This window comes from Paraburkholderia sp., from assembly GCF_035948235.1.
Taxonomy (GTDB): Bacteria; Pseudomonadota; Gammaproteobacteria; order Burkholderiales; family Burkholderiaceae; genus Paraburkholderia.
Map to the genome: position 1 here is coordinate 1 of NZ_DASZJJ010000298.1, position 22587 is coordinate 22587.

General features: G+C 64.2%; 17 protein-coding genes. 5 read left to right on the forward strand and 12 right to left on the reverse strand.

Annotated features, from left to right (window positions below; genetic code table 11):
- Positions 1-117: 117 nt before the first annotated feature.
- The 11 genes from VG320_RS26520 to VG320_RS26570 form a co-directional block, all read right to left on the reverse strand.
- Entirely contained in the window at positions 118-1116 is a 999-nt protein-coding gene (locus VG320_RS26520; protein WP_327203042.1) for a hypothetical protein, read from the reverse strand.
- Between the two features lie 547 nt (positions 1117-1663).
- Positions 1664-3877, reverse strand: a complete 2214-nt coding sequence (locus VG320_RS26525; protein ID WP_327203043.1) for an ABC transporter ATP-binding protein — start codon at positions 3875-3877, stop codon at positions 1664-1666.
- Positions 3874-4761 carry an ABC transporter permease gene (locus tag VG320_RS26530; RefSeq protein ID WP_327203044.1) on the reverse strand — a complete coding sequence of 296 codons (888 nt, stop codon included), beginning with the start codon at positions 4759-4761 and terminating at the stop codon, positions 3874-3876. The genes VG320_RS26525 and VG320_RS26530 overlap by 4 nt, the downstream gene beginning before the upstream one ends.
- Before the next feature lie 21 nt (positions 4762-4782).
- Complete coding sequence (locus tag VG320_RS26535) at positions 4783-5826, reverse strand: ABC transporter permease (RefSeq protein ID WP_327203045.1); 1044 nt, start codon at positions 5824-5826, stop codon at positions 4783-4785.
- 43 nt (positions 5827-5869) lie between these two features.
- Entirely contained in the window at positions 5870-7570 is a 1701-nt protein-coding gene (locus tag VG320_RS26540; protein ID WP_327203046.1) for an ABC transporter substrate-binding protein, read from the reverse strand.
- A gap of 242 nt (positions 7571-7812) precedes the next feature.
- On the reverse strand, positions 7813-8865 hold the full coding sequence (locus VG320_RS26545; protein ID WP_327203047.1) for a HoxN/HupN/NixA family nickel/cobalt transporter: 1053 nt from the start codon (positions 8863-8865) through the stop codon (positions 7813-7815).
- A gap of 13 nt (positions 8866-8878) precedes the next feature.
- Entirely contained in the window at positions 8879-9385 is a 507-nt protein-coding gene (locus VG320_RS26550; RefSeq protein ID WP_327203048.1) for a cupin domain-containing protein, read from the reverse strand.
- A gap of 168 nt (positions 9386-9553) precedes the next feature.
- Entirely contained in the window at positions 9554-11662 is a 2109-nt protein-coding gene (fusA, locus tag VG320_RS26555; protein ID WP_327203049.1) for an elongation factor G, read from the reverse strand.
- A 278-nt stretch (positions 11663-11940) separates the two neighbouring features.
- Positions 11941-12450: a DUF192 domain-containing protein gene (locus tag VG320_RS26560; RefSeq protein WP_327203050.1), complete on the reverse strand. Its 510-nt coding sequence runs from the start codon at positions 12448-12450 to the stop codon at positions 11941-11943.
- A 224-nt stretch (positions 12451-12674) separates the two neighbouring features.
- The gene (locus VG320_RS26565) at positions 12675-12878 is read right to left on the reverse strand and encodes a hypothetical protein (RefSeq protein WP_327203051.1); all 204 of its coding nucleotides are present in this window, start codon (positions 12876-12878) and stop codon (positions 12675-12677) included.
- A 323-nt stretch (positions 12879-13201) separates the two neighbouring features.
- Positions 13202-13798, reverse strand: coding sequence for a pseudouridine synthase (locus VG320_RS26570; RefSeq protein ID WP_327203052.1), 597 nt, complete (start codon positions 13796-13798; stop codon positions 13202-13204).
- A gap of 347 nt (positions 13799-14145) precedes the next feature.
- On the opposite strand from VG320_RS26570, the gene icd reads away from it, so the two are divergent.
- Together icd and VG320_RS26580 are read left to right on the forward strand one after the other, a co-directional pair.
- Entirely contained in the window at positions 14146-15402 is a 1257-nt protein-coding gene (icd, locus tag VG320_RS26575) for an NADP-dependent isocitrate dehydrogenase (protein ID WP_327203053.1), read from the forward strand.
- 767 nt (positions 15403-16169) lie between these two features.
- Entirely contained in the window at positions 16170-17759 is a 1590-nt protein-coding gene (locus tag VG320_RS26580) for a multicopper oxidase family protein (RefSeq protein ID WP_327203054.1), read from the forward strand.
- 237 nt (positions 17760-17996) lie between these two features.
- Here VG320_RS26580 and cspD read toward each other — a convergent pair whose 3' ends face one another.
- Positions 17997-18203: a cold shock domain-containing protein CspD gene (gene cspD, locus VG320_RS26585; RefSeq protein WP_017776809.1), complete on the reverse strand. Its 207-nt coding sequence runs from the start codon at positions 18201-18203 to the stop codon at positions 17997-17999.
- Between the two features lie 757 nt (positions 18204-18960).
- Here cspD and clpS point away from each other — a divergent pair.
- From clpS to VG320_RS26600, 3 genes are all read left to right on the forward strand, one after another.
- A complete protein-coding gene (gene clpS / locus VG320_RS26590) occupies positions 18961-19275 on the forward strand; it encodes an ATP-dependent Clp protease adapter ClpS (protein WP_327203055.1) in 315 nt (104 codons plus the stop codon).
- On the forward strand, positions 19272-21563 hold the full coding sequence (clpA, locus tag VG320_RS26595; RefSeq protein WP_327203056.1) for an ATP-dependent Clp protease ATP-binding subunit ClpA: 2292 nt from the start codon (positions 19272-19274) through the stop codon (positions 21561-21563). The genes clpS and clpA overlap by 4 nt, the downstream gene beginning before the upstream one ends.
- A gap of 219 nt (positions 21564-21782) precedes the next feature.
- Positions 21783-22587, forward strand: an 805-nt coding sequence (locus VG320_RS26600; RefSeq protein ID WP_327203057.1) for an amino acid permease, incomplete at its 3' end; no start/stop codon positions are given.

Below are 22587 nucleotides of genomic sequence, written 5' to 3' on the forward strand. Positions count from 1 at the left end.
CGGCGGTGTCCGGCCGGGGGACCGGAAAACCGCCGCCGTTGCTGCCTGGAGTGGCGTGACCGACCGTCACGCCAATTCGGGGTGGCAGCGACGGCGCATGTGCACCGCCGTGCGAGTTCAATGACTGCCGCCATTGCCGCCACCGTGGCCGCCGCCGCTCCCGCCGCCCGGGCCGCCCGACGAACCACCCTTGCCGAATCCACCGCCGAAGCCGCCTCCGAAGCCGCCGCTGCCGAAGCCGCCTCCAAAACCGCCGCTACCAAAGCCGCCGCCGAAGCCGCCGCCCTTGCCGCCGCTACTGCCGGCGCCGCTGCCGCTGCTGCCACCGCCGCCGCAACCGCAGCCGCTCGATCCGCCGCCGCTCGATCCGCCGCCGCTGTTGCCGCCGCCGCCGCCACCGCCACCGCCGCCGCCGCCGCCGCCGCCCCCCCCGCCCCCACCCCCGCCACCCCCGCCGTTGCTTCCGCCACCACCGTTACTGCTGCCGCCGCCCGAGCCGGAGCCGCTCGATCCGCTGGTCGCGCCGCCGACACCCGAGTTGCCGCCGCGCCCGTTGCCGGAGCTGCTCGAACTCGTGCTGCCCGATACGCCTGCGCCGACACCGCCCGCACTGGCGGAACTCGACGAGCCGTTACCGCTGCCGCCGCGGCCGCCTTGACCGCAGTTGCCGTTGTTGTTGCCGTAGCAGTTGTTTGGCAAGAAGACCGTGGCCGCGTCCGCAGCTTCGCTCACGGTTTCGGTGCCTGGCGCGCTGCCGCTACCGGCCGTGCCGGCCGTACCCGCCGTACCTGGCGCGCCGGCCGCCTTGCCGGGCACACCCGTACCGGCTGCGCCGCTTGCCGGTTCCGCGCTGGCCGCGCCAAAGGGACTTGCGCCCGACATCGGCGTCGAGCCCGCTCCCGAACCCTCCACCGGCATCCCGGCATCGTTGACCGCGCCGCCGCTTGCCGGCAATGCGGCATCGGCGACGACGATCCAGCTCGGGGACGTGACGTTGCTCTGAGCGTGAGCGCCGATGGCGGGCAGGAGCAGACTGGCTCCTGCCGCGCCGATTGCAACGATTGCGAGTCCTCGGCCAACCCCGTAGCAGTACTGATGAAATGATCTGTTCTTCATGACGTCCTCCCGGGAAGCGATGGCGTGTGTCCGCTTCGCTTCTCTTGCGCCTTGTGTCTGGCGCCGCGCAGGAACTGCGTCGACGTCGACCCCCGTCAGGCTGGATCCGCTTGGCTCCGGTGTGCGCTCCATTACGTGGGAGCGCCGTGTCATGCCGGTTGAAACGGTACACGAGGCACGCGGCCGGCTTCGCATCGGATGACCGGTTTGTGCAGGAGTCCTTGCCGATTGTCGGAGCCCGGTGATGGGGCGGCAGAAAGCAAGCGCGTCATGCGTCCGGTCATCCGTTCGCCCGGCGAGGTGCAGTGCATGGATGCGCTGTGGAACCTTGCCAGGCGGCGACCGGATGCCTGTGGTCTATATAGCGAGTTCTGTGCCATCGGCCGCAGAAGGCCGTGCACAATGGACTTTACAATTGACCTATGGTGCCGGCGTAGAAAAAATCGCTGAAAACGTTTCGGCGATGAAACGTGCCATTGCGGAATGTCGAATTACGTTGCAAGTGTGGACAGCGCAACGAGTTTTGTCTGATCTTCCGCGTGGTTGCCTATGACGCTGCGCTCACGCGCTGCAGCTCGCTCAGTTCGGCGGCGGGGATGTGACAGCGGATGCGATGGCTGTCCGGATGCTTATCGGCATCGGCATCGGCATCGGCGAAGGGCGGGGTGGTTTCATCGCACAACGCGCCCAGCTTGCGCGGGCAGCGGCCACTAAAGACGCAGCCCTTGCCCGTGTAGGGTGTGCCGCTGGCGGCGCGTGCCGCTTGCTGTCCCGTGGCTGTGGCGGCGTTCAGCAGCGTCTCGGTATAAGGATGGCAGGGGCCACTGAGCACGGCGCGCGCCGGGCCGCTCTCCACCACGTGGCCCGCGTAAAGCACCATGACCCGATCCGCGAGATAGCGCACGACGTCGAGATCGTGCGAGATGAAGAGATAGCTCACGCCGCGCTCGCGTTGCAGGCGCGCAAGCAGATTCAGAATCGCCGCCTGCACGGAGACATCGAGTGCCGAAGTCGGCTCGTCGCAGATCACCACGCGCGGTTCGCCCGCGAAGGCCTGGGCGATCGCCACGCGCTGCTTGAGGCCGCCCGAAAGCTGCCGCGCGCGCGCGTTGAGATAGCGCATGGGCACGCGCACGGCGTCTAGCAAGCCGGCAATGCGCGATGTGTTCTCGCCACTCGTGGGTTCGCCTTCGGCCCGTACGAGCGCGCGTCCGACCAGCCGGTTGACCGGCAGCGCGCGGTTAAGCGACGCGTCGGGATGCTGGAATACGATGCGCAGCGCCCGCAAGGCGCGTGCGTTGCGTCGCGACAGACGCCCGGCGAGCGGCTGGCCGTCGAGTTCGACGATGCCGCCAGGATCGGCGGCATGCACGCCTAGCAGCAGCTTCGCGAGCGTCGTCTTGCCGCTACCCGATTCGCCGACGAGGCCAAGCGTTTCGCCCGCGCGCAATTCGAGCGAGACATCGTTGAGCACGCGCAGTTGCCGCCCGCCATGGCCTAAGGTCAACGAGAGATGCGCCGCGCGCAGCACGACCGGTGCCTCGCGATTTCCCCTCGCCAAAGGGTTTTCGTCAGTTTGTTCGTTTGTCTGTTGTATGCCCTGGTGATCGGTGCGCGGGCTTGTCTGTGCGCTTGCGCGCACATCGATTTCATCGCCTGCATTGGCCGCGTCCGCGACGGGCAATTCGATGGCGCGTTCGTGATAATGGCAGCGCGACATCTGCTCGCCGTGCGGCGCTTCCATGCGATGCGGCGGCGGCGCGTGCTCGCGGCAGCGCGCGTCGGCCATGCGGCAGCGCGAGGCATAGATGCAGCCGTGCGCGAGCGTGCCGGGCGCGGGCAGCTCGCCCGCGATCGTGTCGAGCGTCCCCTGCGCCTTGGTGCGGCCAGGCGCGGGCAGGCAGCGCAACAGACCGACCGTGTAGGGATGACGCGCGCGCGCAAACACGTCCTGCGTCGCGCCTTCTTCCACCAGACGCCCCGCGTAGAGCACGCCCACGCGCTCGCACATGCGCGCGATCACGCCCAGATCGTGGCTGATGAGCAGCACCGCCATGTCGAGTTCCTCGCGCAGTTGCGCGACGAGCGCGAGGACTTCGGCTTCGACGGTGGCGTCGAGGCCCGTGGTGGGTTCGTCGAGGATCAGCAAGGTGGGGTTCGAGGCGAGCGCCATGGCGATCACCACGCGTTGCTGCATGCCGCCGGACAGCTGATGCGGCCAGCTCGCCATCACACGCGCGGGATCGGCGATACGTACGCGTGCGAGCATGGCGTGCGCCTGATCGAGCGAATCGGCGGGACTCGTGCCCGCGGCTTCGAAGGCTTCGCTCAGTTGACGCGCGATCGTGAGCGTCGGGTTGAGGGCGCTCGCCGGATCCTGATAGACCATCGACACCTTATGCGCACGCAACAGGCGCAGGCCTTCGCGATCGAGCTTGAGCACGTCCTCGCCCGCGATCGCGATGCGTCCGGACTTCACGCGACCGTTATGCGCGAGGTAGCGCAGCACGGCCAGCGCGACCGTCGATTTGCCGCAGCCCGATTCACCGACCAGACCGTAGGCTTCGCCGCGTTTGATGCGCAGCGAAACATCGGTGAGCACGTCGCGCTCGCGGCCGCGCACGCGATAGGACACGGTCAGGCCGACGAGTGCGAGCGCATCGTCGGCGCGCGGCGCGCTGAACGTGGCGAGGGCGGGGCTGCGCGACGCCCGGGTGGCCGCGCCGCTGTCCGGGTTTCTGCCGGTGACAGGACGATTCACGTTTCCAGCACCTCGCGCAGACTGTCGGCGATCAGATTCACGGCCACTACCAGCGAGGCGATCGCGAGCGCATCGAACGCCACGGTCCACCACGCGCCGCCCGCGAGCAGCGCATACGACTCCGCCAGCGCCAGTCCCCAGTCGGCGGAAGGTGGCTGGATGCCGAAGCCGAGAAACGACAGCGTAGCCACCGCGAAGATCGCGTAGCCCAGACGCACCGTGGCCTCGACGACGATCGGCGGCCAGACGTTGGGCAGGATCTCCGCGAACATCACGTAGAGCGCGCGTTCGCCGCGCAGGCGGGCGGCGGCCACGTAGTCCAGATGACGCTCGGCGAGCACGGCGGCGCGCACCGTGCGCGCGACGAGCGGCGCGAAGGTGATGCCGATCACCAGCACCACGGCGAGATTCGACGCGCCCACGGCGGCCAGCACCAGCAGCGCGACGATCACGAGCGGCAGCGCAAGCACGGCGTCGAGCGCGCGCGCGACCAGCGTGCCCACCCAGCCTTCGAGATAGCCCGTGAAGAGGCCGAGCGCCGCGCCCGCGAGCGTGCCCGTCAAGGTAGCGAGCGGCGCGATGGTGAGAATGTCGCGCGCGCCGACGATCACGCGCGAGCAGATGTCACGGCCGAGTTGATCGGTGCCGCACCAGTGCGCGTGGTCGGGCGGCATCAGCGAGCTGAGCGGATCGGACGCGTAGGCGTCGTACGGCGCGATCCACGCGCCCGCAATCGCGCAGACCATCCACACCAGCACGATCAGCGCGCCCAGCACGAAGGCGGGCGAGCGCAGCAACAGGCGCAGCGTTGCCGCTAGTCGCGACGGCTCCTGCACCGCAATAGATGCGCCGTTTTCGATTGTTTCGGAGGCCGTATCGTTCATGCGGGCTTCATCGGCGGAGCGTTATCGGCTGGCGGGATTGCGCAGGCGCGGATCGAATAGCGCGTGCAGCAGATCGGCGCCCAGATTCGCGAGCGTGTAGACGAGTCCCACCGTGAGCACGCCCGCTTCGAGCAACGGAAAGTCCTTCGCCTTGGCCGCGTTGTAGATCAGCGAGCCGATGCCGGGATAGCGGAACAGCGATTCCACCACCACCAGCCCGCCGATCAGATAGCCCAACTGCGTGGCCGCCACGGTGACGCTGGGCAGCAGCGCATTGCGCAGCACGTGGCGCACGATCACGGTATGGCGCGGCAGGCCCTTGAGGATCGCGGTGCGGGTGTAATCGGCGTCGAGCGCGTCGAGCATGCCTGCGCGCGCGATCCGCGCGAGATAGCCGAAGAACACCAGCACGAGCGGCAGCACGGGCAGCACGAGGTGGCGCAGCGTTTCGAATGCGCCCGCGTCGGGTGGCGCGACGGCCTCGATCGGCAGCCAGCGCAGCCACACGCCGAACACCAGAATCAGCGCGATCGACGAGACGAATTCCGGCACCGCGCTCGCGCACAGCCCGAGCGTGCTGATCAGGCGGTCGAGCCAGCGTCCACCATTGAGCGCGGCCCACACGCCGCCGCCGATGCCCAGCGGCACTACCACGATAAAGGCCAGCAAGCCAAGCTTCGCCGATTGCAGCAAGGCGTCGCCGACCATCGGCGCGACCGGCTGGCGAAACGTCCACGAACTGCCGAGGTCGCCGCGCAAGGCATGGCCGATCCACGCGGTGTATTGCTCGAAAAGCGGACGGTCCGCGCCCAGTTGATGATTGAGCGCGGCCACGGCGCGCGCATCGGCCAGTGGCCCGAGCACGGCGCGGCCAATGTCGCCTGGCAGCAACTGGCCGCCCGCGAACACGAGCACGGAAAGCAGCCACAGCGTGAAAAGCGCCCACGCCGCGCGTTGCGCGAGAAAGCGCGCCGCGCCCCCGCCCGGAGCCAGCAACCGGAGGCGGCGGGAGGGCGGCGCGGGTTGAGGCGCGCGTTGAGTCGATTTCGTCAGCTCGGTGGCCATCGTCCTGGCGAATGCGCGAGGTTAGGTGCGCCGCGGATCAGCGTTAGCCCGCAAGCGTGGCGCGATCGAAGTACAGCTGCGCGAGCGCCGTGAAATGCACGCCCGAGAGCGTCGTGCGCTGCGCGATCAACTGGTCGTAGAAGTACGGAATGATGATCGGCGTTTCGTCGAGCAGCAGCGTCTGGATCTGCGCGGACACCTGCTTTTGCGCCGCCACGTCGAGCGTCGCCACGAACTGCGCGACCAGCTTGTCGTACTGCGGATTGCGGAAATGCGCCGCGTTCCAGGTGCCGCCGCTCGTGAGCGGCGCGTTGAGGAATACGTTGGGCACGCCGCGATGACCGTAATCGGTGATCCCCAGCGGCGCGTCGAGCCAGTCCGATTTGCCGTAGGTGCCCGCGCCGTAGTACTGCGACTGGCTCTCCACCTTCAGCGTAATACGCACGCCGATCGCCTTGGCCGCGTTCTGCACGACCACGGCCAGATCGGGAATCTCCATGTACTTCTCAGTCGTGAGCGTGACGTCGAAGCCGTTCGCCACGCCCGCCTGGGCCAGCAACTGGCGGGCTTTGTTCAGATCGGCCTTGCGTTGCGGTACGGTGGTGGCCGTCGACGGGAAGATCGGCGCGAACGGGCTGTCGTTGGCCACCACGGCGCGGCCCTTGAAGAGGCCGCGCACCATCACGTCGCGATCGAGCGCGAGCGCCAGCGCCTGGCGCACGCGCTTGTCCTTGAACTGCGCGACGTCGTTGCGCATGTGGATCTGGCGGTGCGCGCTCGAACGCACGCCGATCACCTTGAAGTCGGGATTGTTCAGGATGCCGATGCCGCCCTGCACAGTGAAAGTGCCCATCACGTCGGCCTGACGGCCTTGCAGCGCGAGAATCTGCGCCTGTTCGTCGGCGTAGAAGGCGAATTCCACGCGCGCGGGCAGCGCCTTGTCGCCCCAGTAGCCGTCGTGGCGCACGAAGCTCGCGCCGCGCCGCGCCTCGTACTTGTCGAGCTTGAACGGCCCCGTGCCGATAAAGCTTTTCTCGTAGTTGCCCGCATAGCTCGTGGGCAGCAACACGGCGTTGTAGTTATCCGAAGAAACGTAGTAGGGAAAGTTGCCGTTGGGCGCGTCCAGATGGAACGCGACGGTGTGCTCGTCGACGAGCTTCGTGCCGCCCTTCGAGAGCACGCCCTTGAGTACGGACAGCGCCGCCGATCCGCTGGCCGGATCGGCGAGCCGGTCGAACGTGGCCACTACATCCTTCGCGCCGAACGGCTGGCCGTCGTGGAATTTCACGCCGGGGCGCAGCTTGAAGGTCCAGACGTCGGCTTTGTCGTTGGGCTGCCAGGACAGCGCGAGCGCGGGCTGGAGGTGGCCGTCGGCGTCGTCGTTGGCGAGGAATTCGCCGGTCTGGTTCAGCAGGCACAGCGCACCCGCATCGGTGACGGTGAGCGGATCGACCGCGCCAGCCGGCATCAGATGCGCAACGCGGATGGTTTGATTGCCGGGCTTGCCTGCGCTCTGCGCGCGCGCGCCGCGTGGCGCGATCAGGCCGCTGCCCGCCAATGCGATGCCCGACAGGCCGAGCACGCTCGCGTAGCGCAACAGTTCGCGGCGGGTGAGACGGCCGGCCAGAAACTCGTCGATGGCGTGGTTGCCATAGTCCCCCGCATGCTGGCGCAAGGGTTCGAGACTGGACGATGCGCCAGTGGGCGCAAGCGGGCGGGAAAACCGGGACTGCGGACGTTTCATCGGCGCGAGATTCCGTGCGGTTCCGTGGATGGGCGCGGCCGCTTTATCCCGTTTCGAAGCGGACGCGACGGCGGCATGCGGGTACGGCAGACGACGAATGCGAACCAGTTTACGCGTTTTCGGGGATCGGCACGAGGACCAGGGTTGTGCGGGGTTGCGCTCTCGCGCGCGCGAGGGCAGGAGAGCGCGTAGCGTCGCCGCTGCCGCCGCGCAAAGCGACGCGCAAGCGGCGCAGGCGTGCGTTATCGCGTGGGATTCGCTGGAATCGCCGCAGGGCGGCGCCAGCGATGAAACAGCACCGAGCCGATCCAGCAGGCGATAAAGAGCGCCACGATGCCATAGCCAAGCTCGCCGAAGCGCTCGTTCAGGTCCGCCGCGACCGACCACACGCCGCCGCTTGCGCCTAGCTTGTCGCCGATCAGGCCCACGGCCTCCACGCCGCCGATCACGATCGCCACCATCGCCGACACGAAGGTGATGCTGGCGTTGTAGTAGAGCTTGCGTCTGGGGTCGTCCATGGCCCAGCCGTAGGCGTGCACCATCAGCACGTTGTCGGTGGAATCAACGAGCGTCATGCCCGCAGTGAAAAGCGCCGGAAACACGAGGATCGAGTACATCGGCAGGCCCTTGCCCGCTTCGGCGGCGGCGATGGCGAGCAGGCCGATTTCGGTGGCCGTGTCGAAGCCGAGTCCAAACAGCACGCCCACGGGATACATGTGCCAGCTTTTCGTGACGAGCCTGAAAAGCGGGCGCAGCGCGCGCGAAAAGAGCCCGGCTGGGGCGCTGGCCTGTTGCGCGAGCGCCGCTGCATCCTCGCCTTGCGCGTGCGCGGCCATTCGATAGCGCCGCCACACATCGCGCAGGATCACGAGGTTCACGCCCGCGAGCACCAGCAGAAAGCCCGACGACACCAGCGTGCCGATGGTCGAACCGATCTCGTGAAACTGTTCGAAGCGCCCGTGCAGCGTGAGCGCGGATAGTGCGATGCCCACCGTCGCCGCGATCACGATGGTCGAGTGACCCAGCGAGAACGCGAGGCCGACGCCCAGTGGCTGCTGGCCGCGCTGCATCAGCTTGCGCGTGACGGCGTCGATGGCGGCGATGTGGTCGGCGTCCACGGCATGCCGCAGGCCAAAGCCATACGCCAGCAAGGCGGTGCCAAGCAGCAGCGGGTAGTGGCGAAAGGCGATCAGCGCCCACGCCCAGGCCGCGAGGTTCGCGCCGATCAGCACGGCGTAGAGCGGAATCAAACGCGGAATCAACCGGCGGCGCTGCGGCCTGGCGATAGGTGTCATGCGAAGGCGATGTTCAGTGATCGTGCGGATGGCGATGGATCGGATCGACCCAGTAGACCGTCTCGGGCGCTTCGACGGCGTCGATGTTCAGGTTCACGACGACGGCCTCGTTGTCGCTGCGCACCAGCACGCATTCGAGCGGATCGTCGGTGCTGGCGTTGATTTCCTGGTGCGGCACATAGGGCGGCACGAAGATGAAATCGCCGGGTCCGGCTTCGGCGGTGAATTCCAGGTGCTCGCCCCAGCGCATGCGCGCGTGGCCGCGCACGACGTAGATCACGCTTTCCAGCGCACCGTGGTGATGCGCTCCGGTCTTCGCGTTCGGATGGATCGTCACGGTGCCGGCCCAGATTTTCTGCGCGCCCACGCGTGCCGCATTGATGGCGGCGGCGCGGCTCATGCCTGGCGTCTGCGCGGTGTTGCTGTCGAGCTGGTCGCCGCGGATCACCTTCACGCCGTTCTCGCGCCAGTCGATGGGGGCGCCGTCGTGAGGATGCTCATGCTCGTGATCGTGACTCATCGTCTCTCTCCTTGCTCTGCTTGCTCGTGACTGGCTGTCGCGCGGATTGCGGCTGCGCGCAGCGTCTGCGGCACATTGTGGCATGGTCAAAATTTTGGCGTGCGCATGTAAAAAAGCCCGTCCGGCAAGGGACTGGCTTAGCTATGCAGCGCGCTGCATCACGTCACATCACGTCTTCTTGGCGTTGATAACCGCTTCGGCGACGTTCTGCGGCGTTTCCGCGTAGTGCTTGAACTCCATCGTGTAGGTGGCGCGGCCCTGCGTGAGCGAGCGCAGCGAGGTCGAATAGCCGAACATTTCGGACAACGGCACTTCGGCGCGCACGATCTTGCCGCCGCCGCCCGCGATGTCTTCCATGCCCTGCACGATGCCGCGACGGCTCGACAGATCGCCCATCACGTTGCCCATGAAGTCCTCGGGCGTTTCCACTTCTACCGCCATCATTGGTTCGAGCAGGATCGGCTTGGCCTTGCGCATCGCTTCCTTGAAGGCCATCGATCCGGCCATGCGGAAGGCGTTTTCGTTCGAGTCCACGTCGTGGTACGAGCCGAAGGTGAGCGTCACCTTGGTGTCGACCACGGGATAGCCCGCGAGCACACCGGCCTTGAGCGTTTCCTGAATGCCCTTGTCGACGGCCGGAATGAATTCGCGCGGAATCACGCCGCCCTTGATGGCGTCGACGAATTCGTAGCCCTTACCCGGCGTCTGCGGTTCGAGCGTAATGACCGCGTGGCCGTACTGGCCGCGCCCGCCCGACTGCTTGACGAACTTGCCTTCGACATCCTCGACCTTGTTCTTCACCGTTTCGCGATACGCGACCTGCGGCTTGCCGACCGTCGCCTCCACGCCAAATTCACGCCTCATGCGATCGACGAGAATTTCCAGATGCAGCTCGCCCATGCCGGAAATGATGGTCTGGCCGGATTCCTCGTCGGTCTGCACGCGGAACGACGGGTCTTCCTGCGCGAGACGGTTGAGCGCGATGCCCATCTTTTCCTGGTCGGCCTTGGTCTTGGGTTCCACGGCCTGCGAGATCACGGGCTCCGGGAAGATCATCTTTTCGAGGATGATCGGGTGCGCCGGATCGCACAGCGTGTCGCCGGTGGTCGCTTCCTTCAGGCCCACGGCGGCGGCGATGTCGCCCGCCCGCACTTCCTTGATTTCCTTGCGCTCGTTCGCGTGCATTTGCAGGATGCGGCCCAGACGCTCCTTCTTGTCCTTGATCGCGTTGAGCACCGTATTGCCCGATTCCACCACGCCCGAATAGACGCGGAAGAAGATCAGCTGGCCAACGAACGGGTCGGTCATGATCTTGAAGGCGAGCGCGGAGAACGGCTCTTCGTCGTTAGGATGGCGCTCGATTTCCTTGTCGTGCAGATCGTGGCCGAGAATCGCGGGCACATCCACCGGCGAGGGCAGATAGTCGATCACGGCGTCGAGCATGGCCTGGACGCCCTTGTTCTTGAACGCGCTGCCGCACAGCATCGGCACGATTTCATTGGCGATCGTGCGTTTGCGCAGCGCGCCCTTGATCTCGTCCTCGGTCAGGCTCTCGTGATCTTCGAGGTATTTTTCGAGCAGCGTTTCGTCGGCTTCGGCGGCGGCCTCGACCATCTTTTCGCGCCATTCCTTCGCGGTTTCCAGCAGATTCGCAGGAATTTCGGCGTATTCGAATTTCACGCCCTGGCTTTCGTCATCCCAGACGATCGCCTTCATCTTCACGAGATCGACCACGCCCTGGAAGTGATCTTCCGCGCCCACGGGAATCTGGATCGGCACCGCCACGCCCTTCAGGCGCTCGCCGATCTGCCGTTGCACGCGGAAAAAGTCTGCGCCCACGCGGTCCATCTTGTTGACGAAGGCGATGCGCGGCACCTTGTACTTGTTCGCCTGACGCCACACGGTTTCCGACTGCGGCTGCACGCCGCCCACCGAGTCGTACACCATGCACGCGCCGTCGAGCACGCGCATGGAGCGCTCGACTTCGATCGTGAAGTCCACGTGCCCCGGGGTGTCGATGATGTTGATGCGGTGTTCGGGATAGTTGCCGGCCATGCCTTTCCAGAACGCGGTCGTCGCGGCCGAGGTGATCGTGATGCCGCGTTCCTGCTCCTGCTCCATCCAGTCCATGGTCGCCGCGCCGTCATGAACCTCGCCGAGCTTGTGATTCACACCGGTGTAGAAAAGGATGCGTTCGGTCGTCGTGGTTTTGCCGGCATCGATGTGAGCGCTGATGCCAATGTTCCGGTAGCGCTCGATGGGAGTCTTGCGAGGCACGGTGATCTCCTTGGATAAGACGCGCCATGGAAAGTGCCGGACGGCTTGCGGCGCGGCCTGCGCGCGGTCCGGCGGTCCGCGCGGCGGCGGGTCCCGATGGTTTCGGGCAAACCTGATCCGTGCGGCGGATTACTAGGATAGCGCTTGCGCGCGGCTTTTGCAGAAACAGCGTCGGAGCGGCGGGCGGCGGAGCGCGCGCAGGAGACGGACGTAAAAAAACCGGCGCCGCCTGGAGCGGGGCCGGTTTTTTGCGAAGCTGCGGGGCGCGACGTGCGCGCTTATTGCATCGGCGGCAGACCGTCGATCTTCATGCCGGGCTTGATGCCCTTCGACGTGAAGAAGCCCTTGCTCATTTCCAGCGCATAGACGCCGTTATTGCGCGGGCAGTGGTTGTTGGTGGTTTCGGCCTGCATTTCGTCGATGTCGGTGATCGTGCCGTCGGCGCGCATGAAGGCGATCGACAGCGGGATCAGCGTGTTTTTCATCCAGAAGCAGTGCACGGCATTTTCGCCGAACACGAACAGCATGCCTTCGTTGGGCGCGAGCTGCGTGCGATACATGAGGCCTTGCTCGCGGTCCGCATCATTGGCGGCCACGGCGGCGTCGATCACGAACATGCCTGCCGTGAGCTTCAAACGCGGAAAATCGCCGGGCTGTTTCGCGCCTGGCGGCATTTGCTGGGCGTGTGCCGGCGTGCTGGTGAGGGCCGTCGTCAACGTGAAGGCCGACACGGTGACAAACGCTGCGAGCGCGCAACGCGCGATCAACGGGCGCAGGGAAAATCGCACGAGTGAGCTCCTTGCTAGAGATTAGTCCGCGCATGTTACGCGACCAGGTCGGCGCGGGTCAAAACTTGCAGCGCGATAACGGGCAATCGCAGCGCTATCGCGCGATGACGCCGCAAAAAAGCACGCTGCAAAAACAAAAGGCAGAGCGCCTTGCGACACTCTGCCTTTCAAACGAAGCGAAGATCGGCGCGGGGCGCCATTCTCCGGAACGTCTTACAACAAGCTTACTCCGAAGCTGCCGAAGCTGCTTCAGCCTTAGCTGCTGCCTTCTTGTGCGACTTCTTGTGCGACGACTTCTTGTGCGAAGCCTTGTGTGCCGACGAAGCAGCAGCTGCCGGAGCAGCCGAAGCAGCTTCCGGAGCCGAAGCTTGTGCGAATGCAGCCGATGCGAAGAGGCCAGCGACCAGAGCAGCGATCAGTTTGTTCATTTTGTGAATCCTCAGCTTGAGTTAATTAACCAAGTGACCCGGTTATTGGATCAGGTCGGTAAACGTGCCATCCACCTTTCGGTTGACAGTCGGATCGACAAATTCATGCGAACTTGCAATTCGTGTCTGAATGCCGGATAGCTTCGGGCGGCATCTGCGTCGTTTAACGCATGGTCTCGCAAGACGGTTGACGCGAAATTTCGCGAAGTTTTTATTAGCTTCGCGTTTTTTTGACTATGCGCAGGAACTCGAAAACAGCGCTTTTTGCAGGCCCGGCGCGTATTCCGATGCGCTTCGAAGCGCAAAAAGTGCTTGCGCAACAGTCACTTGTGCGTGCGTCGCGCGTGCTGCGCAGGCTTGAACGGCGCATCGGTTGCGACATCGACGCTGTCGCCAGGCGTGAGACCCAGCGAAAAAATATCGAGAGAGCCGATCGCGATACGCACGAGACGCAGCGTTGGAAATCCCACTGCGGCCGTCATGCGGCGCACCTGACGGTTTTTTCCTTCGCTGATGGCGAGTTCGATCCAGGTCGTGGGAATCGCCGCGCGAAAACGGATGGGTGGATTACGCGGCCAGAGAAGCTGCGCATCGGCATCGGAAATTTTTCTTGCCCGACATGGCTGTGTCACAAAGTCCTTGAGATCGACGCCGCGTTCGAGCGCGGCCAGCGCGTCGTCGCCGGGCGCGCCTTCCACTTGCGCCCAATAGCGCTTCACGAGCTTGCGCTTTGGCTCGGCGATGCGCGATTGCAGGGCGCCATCGTCGGTGAGCAGGAGCAGGCCTTCGCTGTCGGCGTCGAGTCGGCCCGCGGGATAGACGTTGGGTGTCTTGACCCAGTCCGAAAGCGACGGACGCGTCTCGTGCGGCGAAAATTGACAGATCGTGCCGAACGGTTTGTTGAGGGCGATCAAGCGCATGGCGAAAGAAACAAAAGCAAAACGGTGAAAGGGCAGGCGCCGCGATCTTAATCCATAACGCGTCGCACTCTGCGCCGCCGATGAGCGCTATGTGTCATGGGTCTTATATAAGACATCAGACATCAGCTAGCTCTTCAAGGGCAAAGCCAGGCGTTGTGCATCGACGCAAAATTGGCCGCGCGGGCCTCCTGAGGGCGCCGGCACGAGGGTTCGGAGCGTGGGCTAGAATAACGGCCAGAACCGGGCGCGGCGCAGGCTGCGTCGAAGCTGCGCCCCGGCATCACCCAGAATAATTGCATTGCGTACTGTTCGCGCTGCGCAGACCGATCCCCCTACTGGAGTTGATCATGCCGTATCAGCACATCAAGGTCCCGGCGGGCGGTGAGAAGATCACCGTCAATCCGGATTTCTCGCTCAACGTCTCCGACCAGCCGATCATTCCGTATATCGAAGGCGACGGCACGGGCGTCGATATCACGCCGGTCATGCTCAAGGTGGTCAACGCAGCTGTCGAGAAGGCCTACAGCGGCAAGCGCAAGATTCACTGGATGGAGATCTACGCGGGCGAGAAGGCTACGCGCGTGTACGGCCCCGATGTCTGGCTGCCCGACGAAACGCTCGACGTCGTGAAGGATTACGTCGTGTCGATCAAGGGACCGCTGACGACGCCGGTGGGCGGCGGCATCCGCTCGCTGAACGTGACGCTGCGCCAGCAGCTCGACCTCTATGTGTGCCTGCGCCCGGTACAGTACTTCAAGGGCGTGCCTTCGCCCGTGCGTGCGCCGGAGAAGGTCAACATGGTGATCTTTCGCGAGAACTCGGAAGACATCTACGCGGGCATCGAATGGCCCGCGGATTCCGAAGGTGCGAAGAAGCTCATCGCCTTCCTGCGCGACGAAATGGGTATCTCGAAGATCCGCTTCCCGGATAGCTCGGGTATCGGCGTGAAGCCGGTGTCGCGCGAAGGCACGGAGCGTCTCGTGCGCAAGGCGATCCAGTACGCGATCGACAACGAGCGCCGCTCGGTCACGCTCGTGCACAAGGGCAACATCATGAAGTTCACCGAAGGCGCGTTCCGCGACTACGGTTATGCGCTGGCGCAGAAGGAATTCGCGGCGGAACTGATCGACGATGGCCCGTGGATGAAGATCAAGAACCCGAAGACGGGCGCCGACATCGTCATCAAGGATGTGATCGCCGACGCCTTCCTCCAGCAGATCCTGTTGCGCCCGGCCGAGTACGACGTGATCGCCACGCTGAACCTGAACGGCGATTACATTTCGGACGCGCTCGCGGCGCAGGTGGGCGGTATTGGGATCGCGCCGGGTGCGAATCTGTCGGATTCGGTGGCGATGTTCGAAGCGACGCACGGCACGGCGCCGAAGTATGCGGGCAAGGACTACGTGAATCCGGGCTCGGAAATCCTCTCGGCGGAAATGATGCTGCGTCATCTTGGCTGGACCGAGGCCGCGGATCTGATCATCGCGTCGATGGAGAAGTCGATCCAGCAAAAGCGCGTGACGTATGACTTCGCGCGGCTGATGGAAGGCGCGGTCCAGGTGTCGTGCTCGGCCTTCGGGCAGGTGCTGATCGACAATCTGTGAGCGTCGTCGGGGCGTGACCTGGAAACCCCGGCGGACTATCTTGTCCGCCGGGGTTTTTGTTTTAGTTCATCGGATAGTCAGTTTAATTAGCTATACGAATTACTGTGCAGCAGACGGTGCAGGTTAATTGCTGAGTCGGGGGATTTCTGGCCCTGTATGCCAAGCCCTGTCATCAAACCGCGCGACGAGCAGCGTGGGTGCATTAGCGTGCGCGTTAGCCGCCTTTGTGTGCGCTATCATGACGAGCATCAATCGCGCGTCGTTCTTCTCATGGCTGTCCTGTGTCGCTTCATTCTCGTTTGCGTTTTTGCGCTGCTCAGCATGCGCGGCGTGAACGCGTGCGAACACATGCCGCATGACGCAACATCGGCATCCGTCGGCCATGTCATGCCCGCACAGATGAGGGAGCGCGCCCATTGCGTCGTCAATCGCACGGGATGTGACGACTGCAGCACCCGTCACGCCGGTTGTTGTAGCGCGGGTTGTGGCATTCATTGCGCGTTGCCCGCACTCGATTCCCCTATCGATCGCCATGCGCCGACGCACGACGCGCCATCAGTGCGCGTAGCCGCCTTGCGCGCCGGCATCACCCACGCGCCGCCTCTGCCTCCTCCTATCGTCTGAATGCGGGCCCGCGCGCGCATGCGTGAGCTGGGCCGAATCCAGACGAGTTGCTTCGCGCTATGTCACGCGCCTGGACGCCGTGCGTGCGAAGCCGATGCCGGTCTGCGCTGACGCGCAGGCAGACGTATTTGAGGAATTCATCGATGAAACGCAGAATGTTTTTGTCTGGCGTGCTGGGCGCCGCTACCGCTTCGCTGTTTGCGCGCGCTTCGCTGGCCGGGGAGGCTGGCGATGGCATGACGGGAATGTCCGGCATGCCGGGTATGTCAGGCATGTCAGGTATGAACCACGCACCCGCGCAGCTCGCGGCGGTTGACGCGTTGCCCGCTGGCGCGCCGCTTGCCGCTTTGCGCGTGCTCGCCAACGAAAGCCACGAAAGGGGCGTGTTCCGCGCGACACTGATCGCGCAACCGGCTGCCCGTGCGCTGATCGCCGGCACGCCGCCCACCACCTTCTGGCAGTACGACTCAAACGCGGCGAACAACGACGGCCCCGTGATCGGTCCGCTGATCGACGTGCGAGAGGGCGATCGCGTCGAAATCCGTTTCGTCAACCGCCTCGCGCAGCCCACCACGATTCACTGGCACGGCCTGCCGGTGCCTCCCGATCAGGACGGCAATCCGGCGAATCCTGTCGCGCCGGGCGCGGAGCATGTCTATCGGTTCACCTTGCCAAAGGGCAGTGCTGGCACCTACTGGTATCACCCGCATCCGCACATGCAGACGGCGGAACAGGTGTTTCGCGGGCTGGCGGGACCGATCGTCGTGCGCGCCGCCGACGATCCGCTCGCGGCCTGGCCCGAGCGTCACCTGTTCGTCTCGGACCTGAAATTGTCCAGCGACGGCACGATTGCCTCCAATAGCATGATGGACTGGATGAACGGCCGTGAAGGCCAGTTTGTGCTGGTGAACGGCGCGCGCGAACCGGGCATCGAGATCGTGCGCGACGAGCGCTGGCGCGTCTGGAATGGCTGCAATGCGCGCTATCTGCTGCTGGCGTTCGACGATGGCCGCGCCTTCGCACAGGTAGGCACCGATGGCGGCCTGCTGGGCGCGCCGCGCGAGGGACTGACGTCGCTATTGCTTGCGCCCGGTGAGCGCGCCGAATTGATCGTGCGCGCGGGGCAGGGCGCGTCGTCGGCGCGACTGATTGCGGCGCAGTACGACCGTCGCAAGATGGCGATGACCCACGGCAGCTTGCCGCCCACGCCGGTCGCGACGCTCGCGCAGGTGAAATTCGCGCCGCCTGGAAGGCTCGCAGACCAAGCGCTGCCCGGCCAGTTGCGTCCAATCGCAGCGCTCACACCGTCGAATGTCAAAAAATCCGTTGTGTTCAGCGAGGCGATGGACATGCACGCGATGCACCAGCCGGGTGCATCGAAACATCGCATGCCCCAGGGTATGCAATTCATGATCAACGGCGAGTCATACGACCCCGCGCGCATTACCCTCACGAGTCGACGTAACGAAGTCGAGCAATGGACGATTGCGAACCAGACGGATATGGATCATCCGTTCCATCTGCACGGCACGCAGTTTCAGGTGCTTGCGCGCGAATCGGACGGCAGGCGCGTGGACGAGACCCTGCTCGCATGGCGCGACACGGTCAACGTGAAGCCTGGGGAAAGCGTGCACCTCGCGACCGTTCAACGCGAAGCGGGCGATCGCATGTTTCATTGCCATATCCTCGAACATGAGGACCTTGGCATGATGGGTACGCTGCGCGTGACATAACCTGGCAAACCCGCGTGGCAAACACGCGTCAATACATACGCGCCTTTTATCACGCACGAATGAAAACAATGTGAAAAAGTGTGACGTGTGCGCGGGCAAATCCAGAGGTTTTATTCAAAAACATCGGGTGTGCAATGGCACAGCATTAACGCTACAAAAACGCCCGCATAAAAATCGTTCGCACAAAAAAGAAAACCCGGCCGAAGCCGGGTTTCCAAGGTACGGGTACCGAACGTATCAGGCTGCTGCCTGAATGTTCGATGCCTGTTTACCCTTCGGGCCTTGCACGACCTCGAAGCTCACCTTCTGACCTTCTTTGAGGGTCTTGAAGCCATTCATTTGAATAGCCGAAAAGTGAGCGAACAGATCCTCGCCGCCTTCATCCGGCGTGATGAACCCGAAACCCTTCGCGTCGTTGAACCACTTGACCGTACCGGTTGCCATACCAACTTCCCCTGTAACTCATGTCACTACCACGAGCAGTTCGAAAAGCTAAACGATCGCGGAGTGCGATCGCCCCCTCCTCACAAGCTCACCAACGGCATTTTTTCGAAATTAAAGGCGGTTGAAAAAAGTGCCAGCTTGATTGTTGAGGCTCTTTATTCTGGTGTCAAGAATATTTTGAGACGTTCCCGGACGCGTTGTAAAGATCGCATTTCCAGGGTTTTTCCGGCTTTTCTAAGGCCTTTGCTGCTGCGCGTTGCGGTTGCGCTTTGGGTTGGTGCATCCGGTTCGTTTTTTGTCCCTACGCGCACGAAGGGGTTGCACGACGCATCTTGAAAAGTCGCATAATCGACTCACATGGGAAGCACGCGAGGAAGCACTGCGGGAAGCACGGCGTTAGCGCAGCGCGAAGCGTCGCTCGGGCGGACATTGGACGACACGTGGCACGGAATCTGTTTGTGTGCGTGCGCCGGCCGACAAAGCGTAGCGAAATGGCCCGAGGGCGCTGCCCACGCGAGCGCGCAGGTTGTGCGATACTCGATTCGACGGTGGCCCGAAAGCTGCTGGCAGGAAGATTCGAACCGGCCCCGCAGCCGGGCGCCCACGCAAGTCGCGGTCAGGGCGAAGTTGATCGGGCCCGGACCGGGGAAGGCGCAGGGATTGCTCGTGATGTCAGGGCGCCGGAGCCAGCTTCACCGGACGGCCGGTCGGGTTTCGGCAGGATTGCGGGCCTGTCCGAGTTGTTTAGAATGGGTGTATGGCGATTATCCCGGACAAGCAGGATTCAACCGTACTGGAGCGGCAGGAGCAAAAGGTCAAACCGCCCTCCATGTACAAGGTCGTGCTGATGAACGACGACTACACGCCGATGGAGTTCGTCGTGATGGTCGTGCAGGAGTATTTCAATAAAGACCGCGAGACCGCAACGCAGATCATGTTGAAGGTCCATCGCGAGGGCAGGGGTGTTTGTGGGGTCTATACGCGGGACATCGCGTCGACCAAAGTTGAGCAAGTCGTTACCCACGCACGGCAGGCCGGGCGTCCGCTGCAGTGTGTGATGGAGGAAGCATGATTGCCCAGGAACTGGAAGTCAGCCTGCACATGGCGTTCATGGAAGCACGTCAGGCGCGGCATGAGTTCATCACGGTCGAGCACCTTTTGCTGGCGCTGTTGGATAACCCGACAGCAGCGGAAGTGCTGCGAGCGTGCGCCGCGAATATCGAAGACCTGCGACAGAACCTGCGCAACTTCATTCACGACAACACCCCTACGGTGCCAGGAACCGACGACGTCGACACACAGCCGACGCTCGGGTTCCAGCGCGTGATCCAGCGCGCGATCATGCACGTCCAGTCCACTTCCAACGGCAAGAAGGAAGTGACCGGAGCGAACGTGCTGGTCGCGATCTTCGGCGAGAAGGATTCGCACGCGGTGTACTACCTGCAACAGCAGGGCGTCACGCGTCTGGACGTCGTGAATTTCATTTCGCATGGCATCGCCAAGACCGGCAGCGGTGAAGCTGCCAAGTCGAGCGACGCCAATGCCGAAGCGGAAGACGCCGCCGGCCAGAAGGAAACCCCGCTCGCCCAGTTCACGCAGAACCTGAACCAGATGGCGAAGGATGGCCGCATCGATCCGCTGATCGGGCGCGAGTCCGAAGTCGAGCGCGTGGTGCAGGTCCTGTGCCGCCGCCGCAAGAACAATCCGCTGCTCGTGGGCGAAGCGGGCGTCGGCAAGACCGCGATCGCGGAAGGCCTCGCCTGGCGCATTACGCGCGGCGAAGTGCCGGATATCCTTGCGGACGCACAGGTCTACTCGCTCGATATGGGCGCGCTGCTCGCGGGCACCAAATACCGCGGCGACTTCGAGCAACGTCTGAAGACGGTGCTCAAGGAGCTGAAGGAACGTCCGCACGCGATCCTCTTCATCGACGAGATTCACACGCTGATTGGCGCGGGCGCGGCTTCGGGCGGTACGCTCGACGCGTCGAACCTGCTCAAGCCGGCGCTGTCGTCGGGCACGCTCAAGTGCATCGGCGCGACCACGTTCACGGAATATCGCGGCATCTTCGAAAAAGACGCGGCCTTGTCGCGGCGCTTCCAGAAGGTCGACGTGATCGAGCCGACGGTCGAACAGACCGTTGCGATCCTGCGTGGCCTGAAGTCGCGCTTCGAAGAGCACCACGGCGTGAAGTATTCGTCGGGCGCGCTCAACGCGGCGGCTGAACTGTCGGCGCGCTTCATCACCGACCGTCACCTGCCCGACAAGGCGATCGACGTGATCGACGAAGCGGGCGCGGCGCAACGCATCCTGCCGAAGTCGAAGCAGAAGAAGACCATCGGCAAGAGCGAGATCGAAGAGATCATCTCGAAGATCGCGCGCGTGCCGGCGCAAAGCGTGTCGCAGGACGATCGCAGCAAGCTGCAGACGCTCGACCGCGATCTGAAGGCCGTGGTGTTCGGCCAGGATCCGGCGATCGACGCCCTGGCGGCGGCGATCAAGATGGCGCGCGCGGGTCTGGGCAAGACGGACAAGCCGATCGGCTCGTTCCTGTTCTCCGGCCCCACGGGCGTCGGCAAGACCGAAGTGGCGCGCCAGCTCGCGTTCACGCTTGGTATCGAGCTGATCCGCTTCGACATGTCGGAGTATATGGAGCGTCATGCGGTGAGCCGTCTGATCGGCGCGCCGCCGGGCTATGTCGGTTTCGATCAGGGCGGGCTGCTTACCGAAGCCGTCACGAAGAAGCCGCACTGCGTGCTGCTGCTCGACGAAATCGAGAAGGCGCATCCGGACATCTTCAACGTGCTGCTGCAGGTGATGGACCACGGCACGCTGACGGACAACAACGGTCGCAAGGCGGATTTCCGCAACGTCATCATCATCATGACGACGAATGCGGGCGCCGACACGATGAACAAGTCGACCATCGGTTTCACCACGCGCCGCGAACAAGGCGACGAAATGGCCGATATCAAGCGCCTGTTCACGCCGGAGTTCCGTAACCGTCTGGATTCGACCATCAGCTTCCGTGCGCTCGATGAAGAGATCATCATGCGCGTGGTCGACAAGTTCCTCATGCAACTGGAAGATCAGTTGCACGAGAAGAAGGTCGATGCGCTCTTCACCGATGCACTGCGCAAGCACCTGGCCAAGCACGGCTTCGATCCGCTGATGGGTGCGCGGCCGATGCAACGTCTGATCCAGGACACGATCCGCCGTGCGCTGGCCGACGAACTCCTGTTCGGCAAGCTCATGAGCGGTGGCCGCGTGACTGTGGATGTCGATGCGGAAGACAAGGTGCTGCTCACGTTCGACGAGCAACCGGCGACACGGCCGCCGGAGGCGGTCGAAGTAGAATAAGCGGTTTCCGCTTCAGGTCAGCCGGAACGGCGCGGACTTCACGGTCCGCGCCGTTTTGTTTTCTGTGCGCAAGTTCATTGAATGTCGTCGAACTCGCGCGCATTATCGGCGAATGACCGCATGCCGTAGAGGGTGAAGGTGAGTTCAGATAAGAAGAGTGCGTTCGACTCCATCGTCGAGCGCGAGCGCGGCCTGCGCCGCGGGCTGTCCGCCGGCCAGATGACGATGATCGCCATCGGCGGCGCGGTCGGCACGGGCTTGTTTCTCGGCAGCGGGTTCGCGATTGGCTTTGCCGGTCCCGGCGTGCTGATTTCCTACGCGATCGGTGCGCTGATCGCCTTGCTGCTGATGGGCGCGCTCGCCGAAATGACGGTTGCGCATCCCACTTCCGGATCGTTCGGCGCCTACGCCGAGCACTACATCGGGCCGCTCGCGGGCTTTCTGGTGCGCTATGCGTACTGGTCGGCCTATGTGCTGGCGGTGGGCACCGAAGTATCGGCCATCGCCGTCTACATGAAGTTCTGGTACCCGCACGTGCCGGGGTTGTACTGGATCGTGGGCTTTTCGGCGGCGCTGATCGTCGTCAATGCGATGAGCGTGCGCGCCTACGGCAGCATCGAGTACCTCTTCTCCAGTCTCAAGATCGCTGCGATCGTGGCCTTCATCGTGCTGGGCGCGTGGTTCGTCTGGCATGCGCCGGCGGATTCGGGCGTGGGTGTGGCGAACTACACCTCGCATGGCGGCTGGTTGCCCAAGGGCTGGTGGGGCGTGTGGGTGGGCACGATCGTGTCGCTGTTCAGCTATCTGGGCCTGGAAACCATCGCCGTAGCCGCCGCCGAAGCGCAGGACCCGCAGCGCGCCGTGACGCGCGCTTTCCGCGCCACGATCGTGCGCCTCGTGCTGTTCTATCTGCTCACGCTGGCGCTCATGCTCGCCATCGTGCCGTGGACCGAGGCGGGCGGCAACGAAAGCCCGTTTGTGAAAGTGATGGCCGAAACCGGCGTGCCATACGCGGCGGGCGCGA

What these genes read in the sequence shown, in the direction of transcription:
- VG320_RS26530 (WP_327203044.1), bottom strand. Translation starts at nt 4,761, where the DNA reads ATGAACGATACGGCCTCCGAAACAATCGAAAACGGCGCATCTATTGCG.
- VG320_RS26520 (WP_327203042.1), bottom strand. Translation starts at nt 1,116, where the DNA reads ATGAAGAACAGATCATTTCATCAGTACTGCTACGGGGTTGGCCGAGGA.
- cspD (WP_017776809.1), bottom strand. Translation starts at nt 18,203, where the DNA reads ATGGCAACCGGTACGGTCAAGTGGTTCAACGACGCGAAGGGTTTCGGG.
- VG320_RS26570 (WP_327203052.1), bottom strand. Translation starts at nt 13,798, where the DNA reads ATGCGCTTGATCGCCCTCAACAAACCGTTCGGCACGATCTGTCAATTT.
- icd (WP_327203053.1), top strand. Translation starts at nt 14,146, where the DNA reads ATGCCGTATCAGCACATCAAGGTCCCGGCGGGCGGTGAGAAGATCACC.
- VG320_RS26540 (WP_327203046.1), bottom strand. Translation starts at nt 7,570, where the DNA reads ATGAAACGTCCGCAGTCCCGGTTTTCCCGCCCGCTTGCGCCCACTGGC.
- VG320_RS26535 (WP_327203045.1), bottom strand. Translation starts at nt 5,826, where the DNA reads ATGGCCACCGAGCTGACGAAATCGACTCAACGCGCGCCTCAACCCGCG.
- clpA (WP_327203056.1), top strand. Translation starts at nt 19,272, where the DNA reads ATGATTGCCCAGGAACTGGAAGTCAGCCTGCACATGGCGTTCATGGAA.
- VG320_RS26580 (WP_327203054.1), top strand. Translation starts at nt 16,170, where the DNA reads ATGAAACGCAGAATGTTTTTGTCTGGCGTGCTGGGCGCCGCTACCGCT.
- clpS (WP_327203055.1), top strand. Translation starts at nt 18,961, where the DNA reads ATGGCGATTATCCCGGACAAGCAGGATTCAACCGTACTGGAGCGGCAG.
- VG320_RS26545 (WP_327203047.1), bottom strand. Translation starts at nt 8,865, where the DNA reads ATGACACCTATCGCCAGGCCGCAGCGCCGCCGGTTGATTCCGCGTTTG.
- VG320_RS26550 (WP_327203048.1), bottom strand. Translation starts at nt 9,385, where the DNA reads ATGAGTCACGATCACGAGCATGAGCATCCTCACGACGGCGCCCCCATC.
- VG320_RS26565 (WP_327203051.1), bottom strand. Translation starts at nt 12,878, where the DNA reads ATGAACAAACTGATCGCTGCTCTGGTCGCTGGCCTCTTCGCATCGGCT.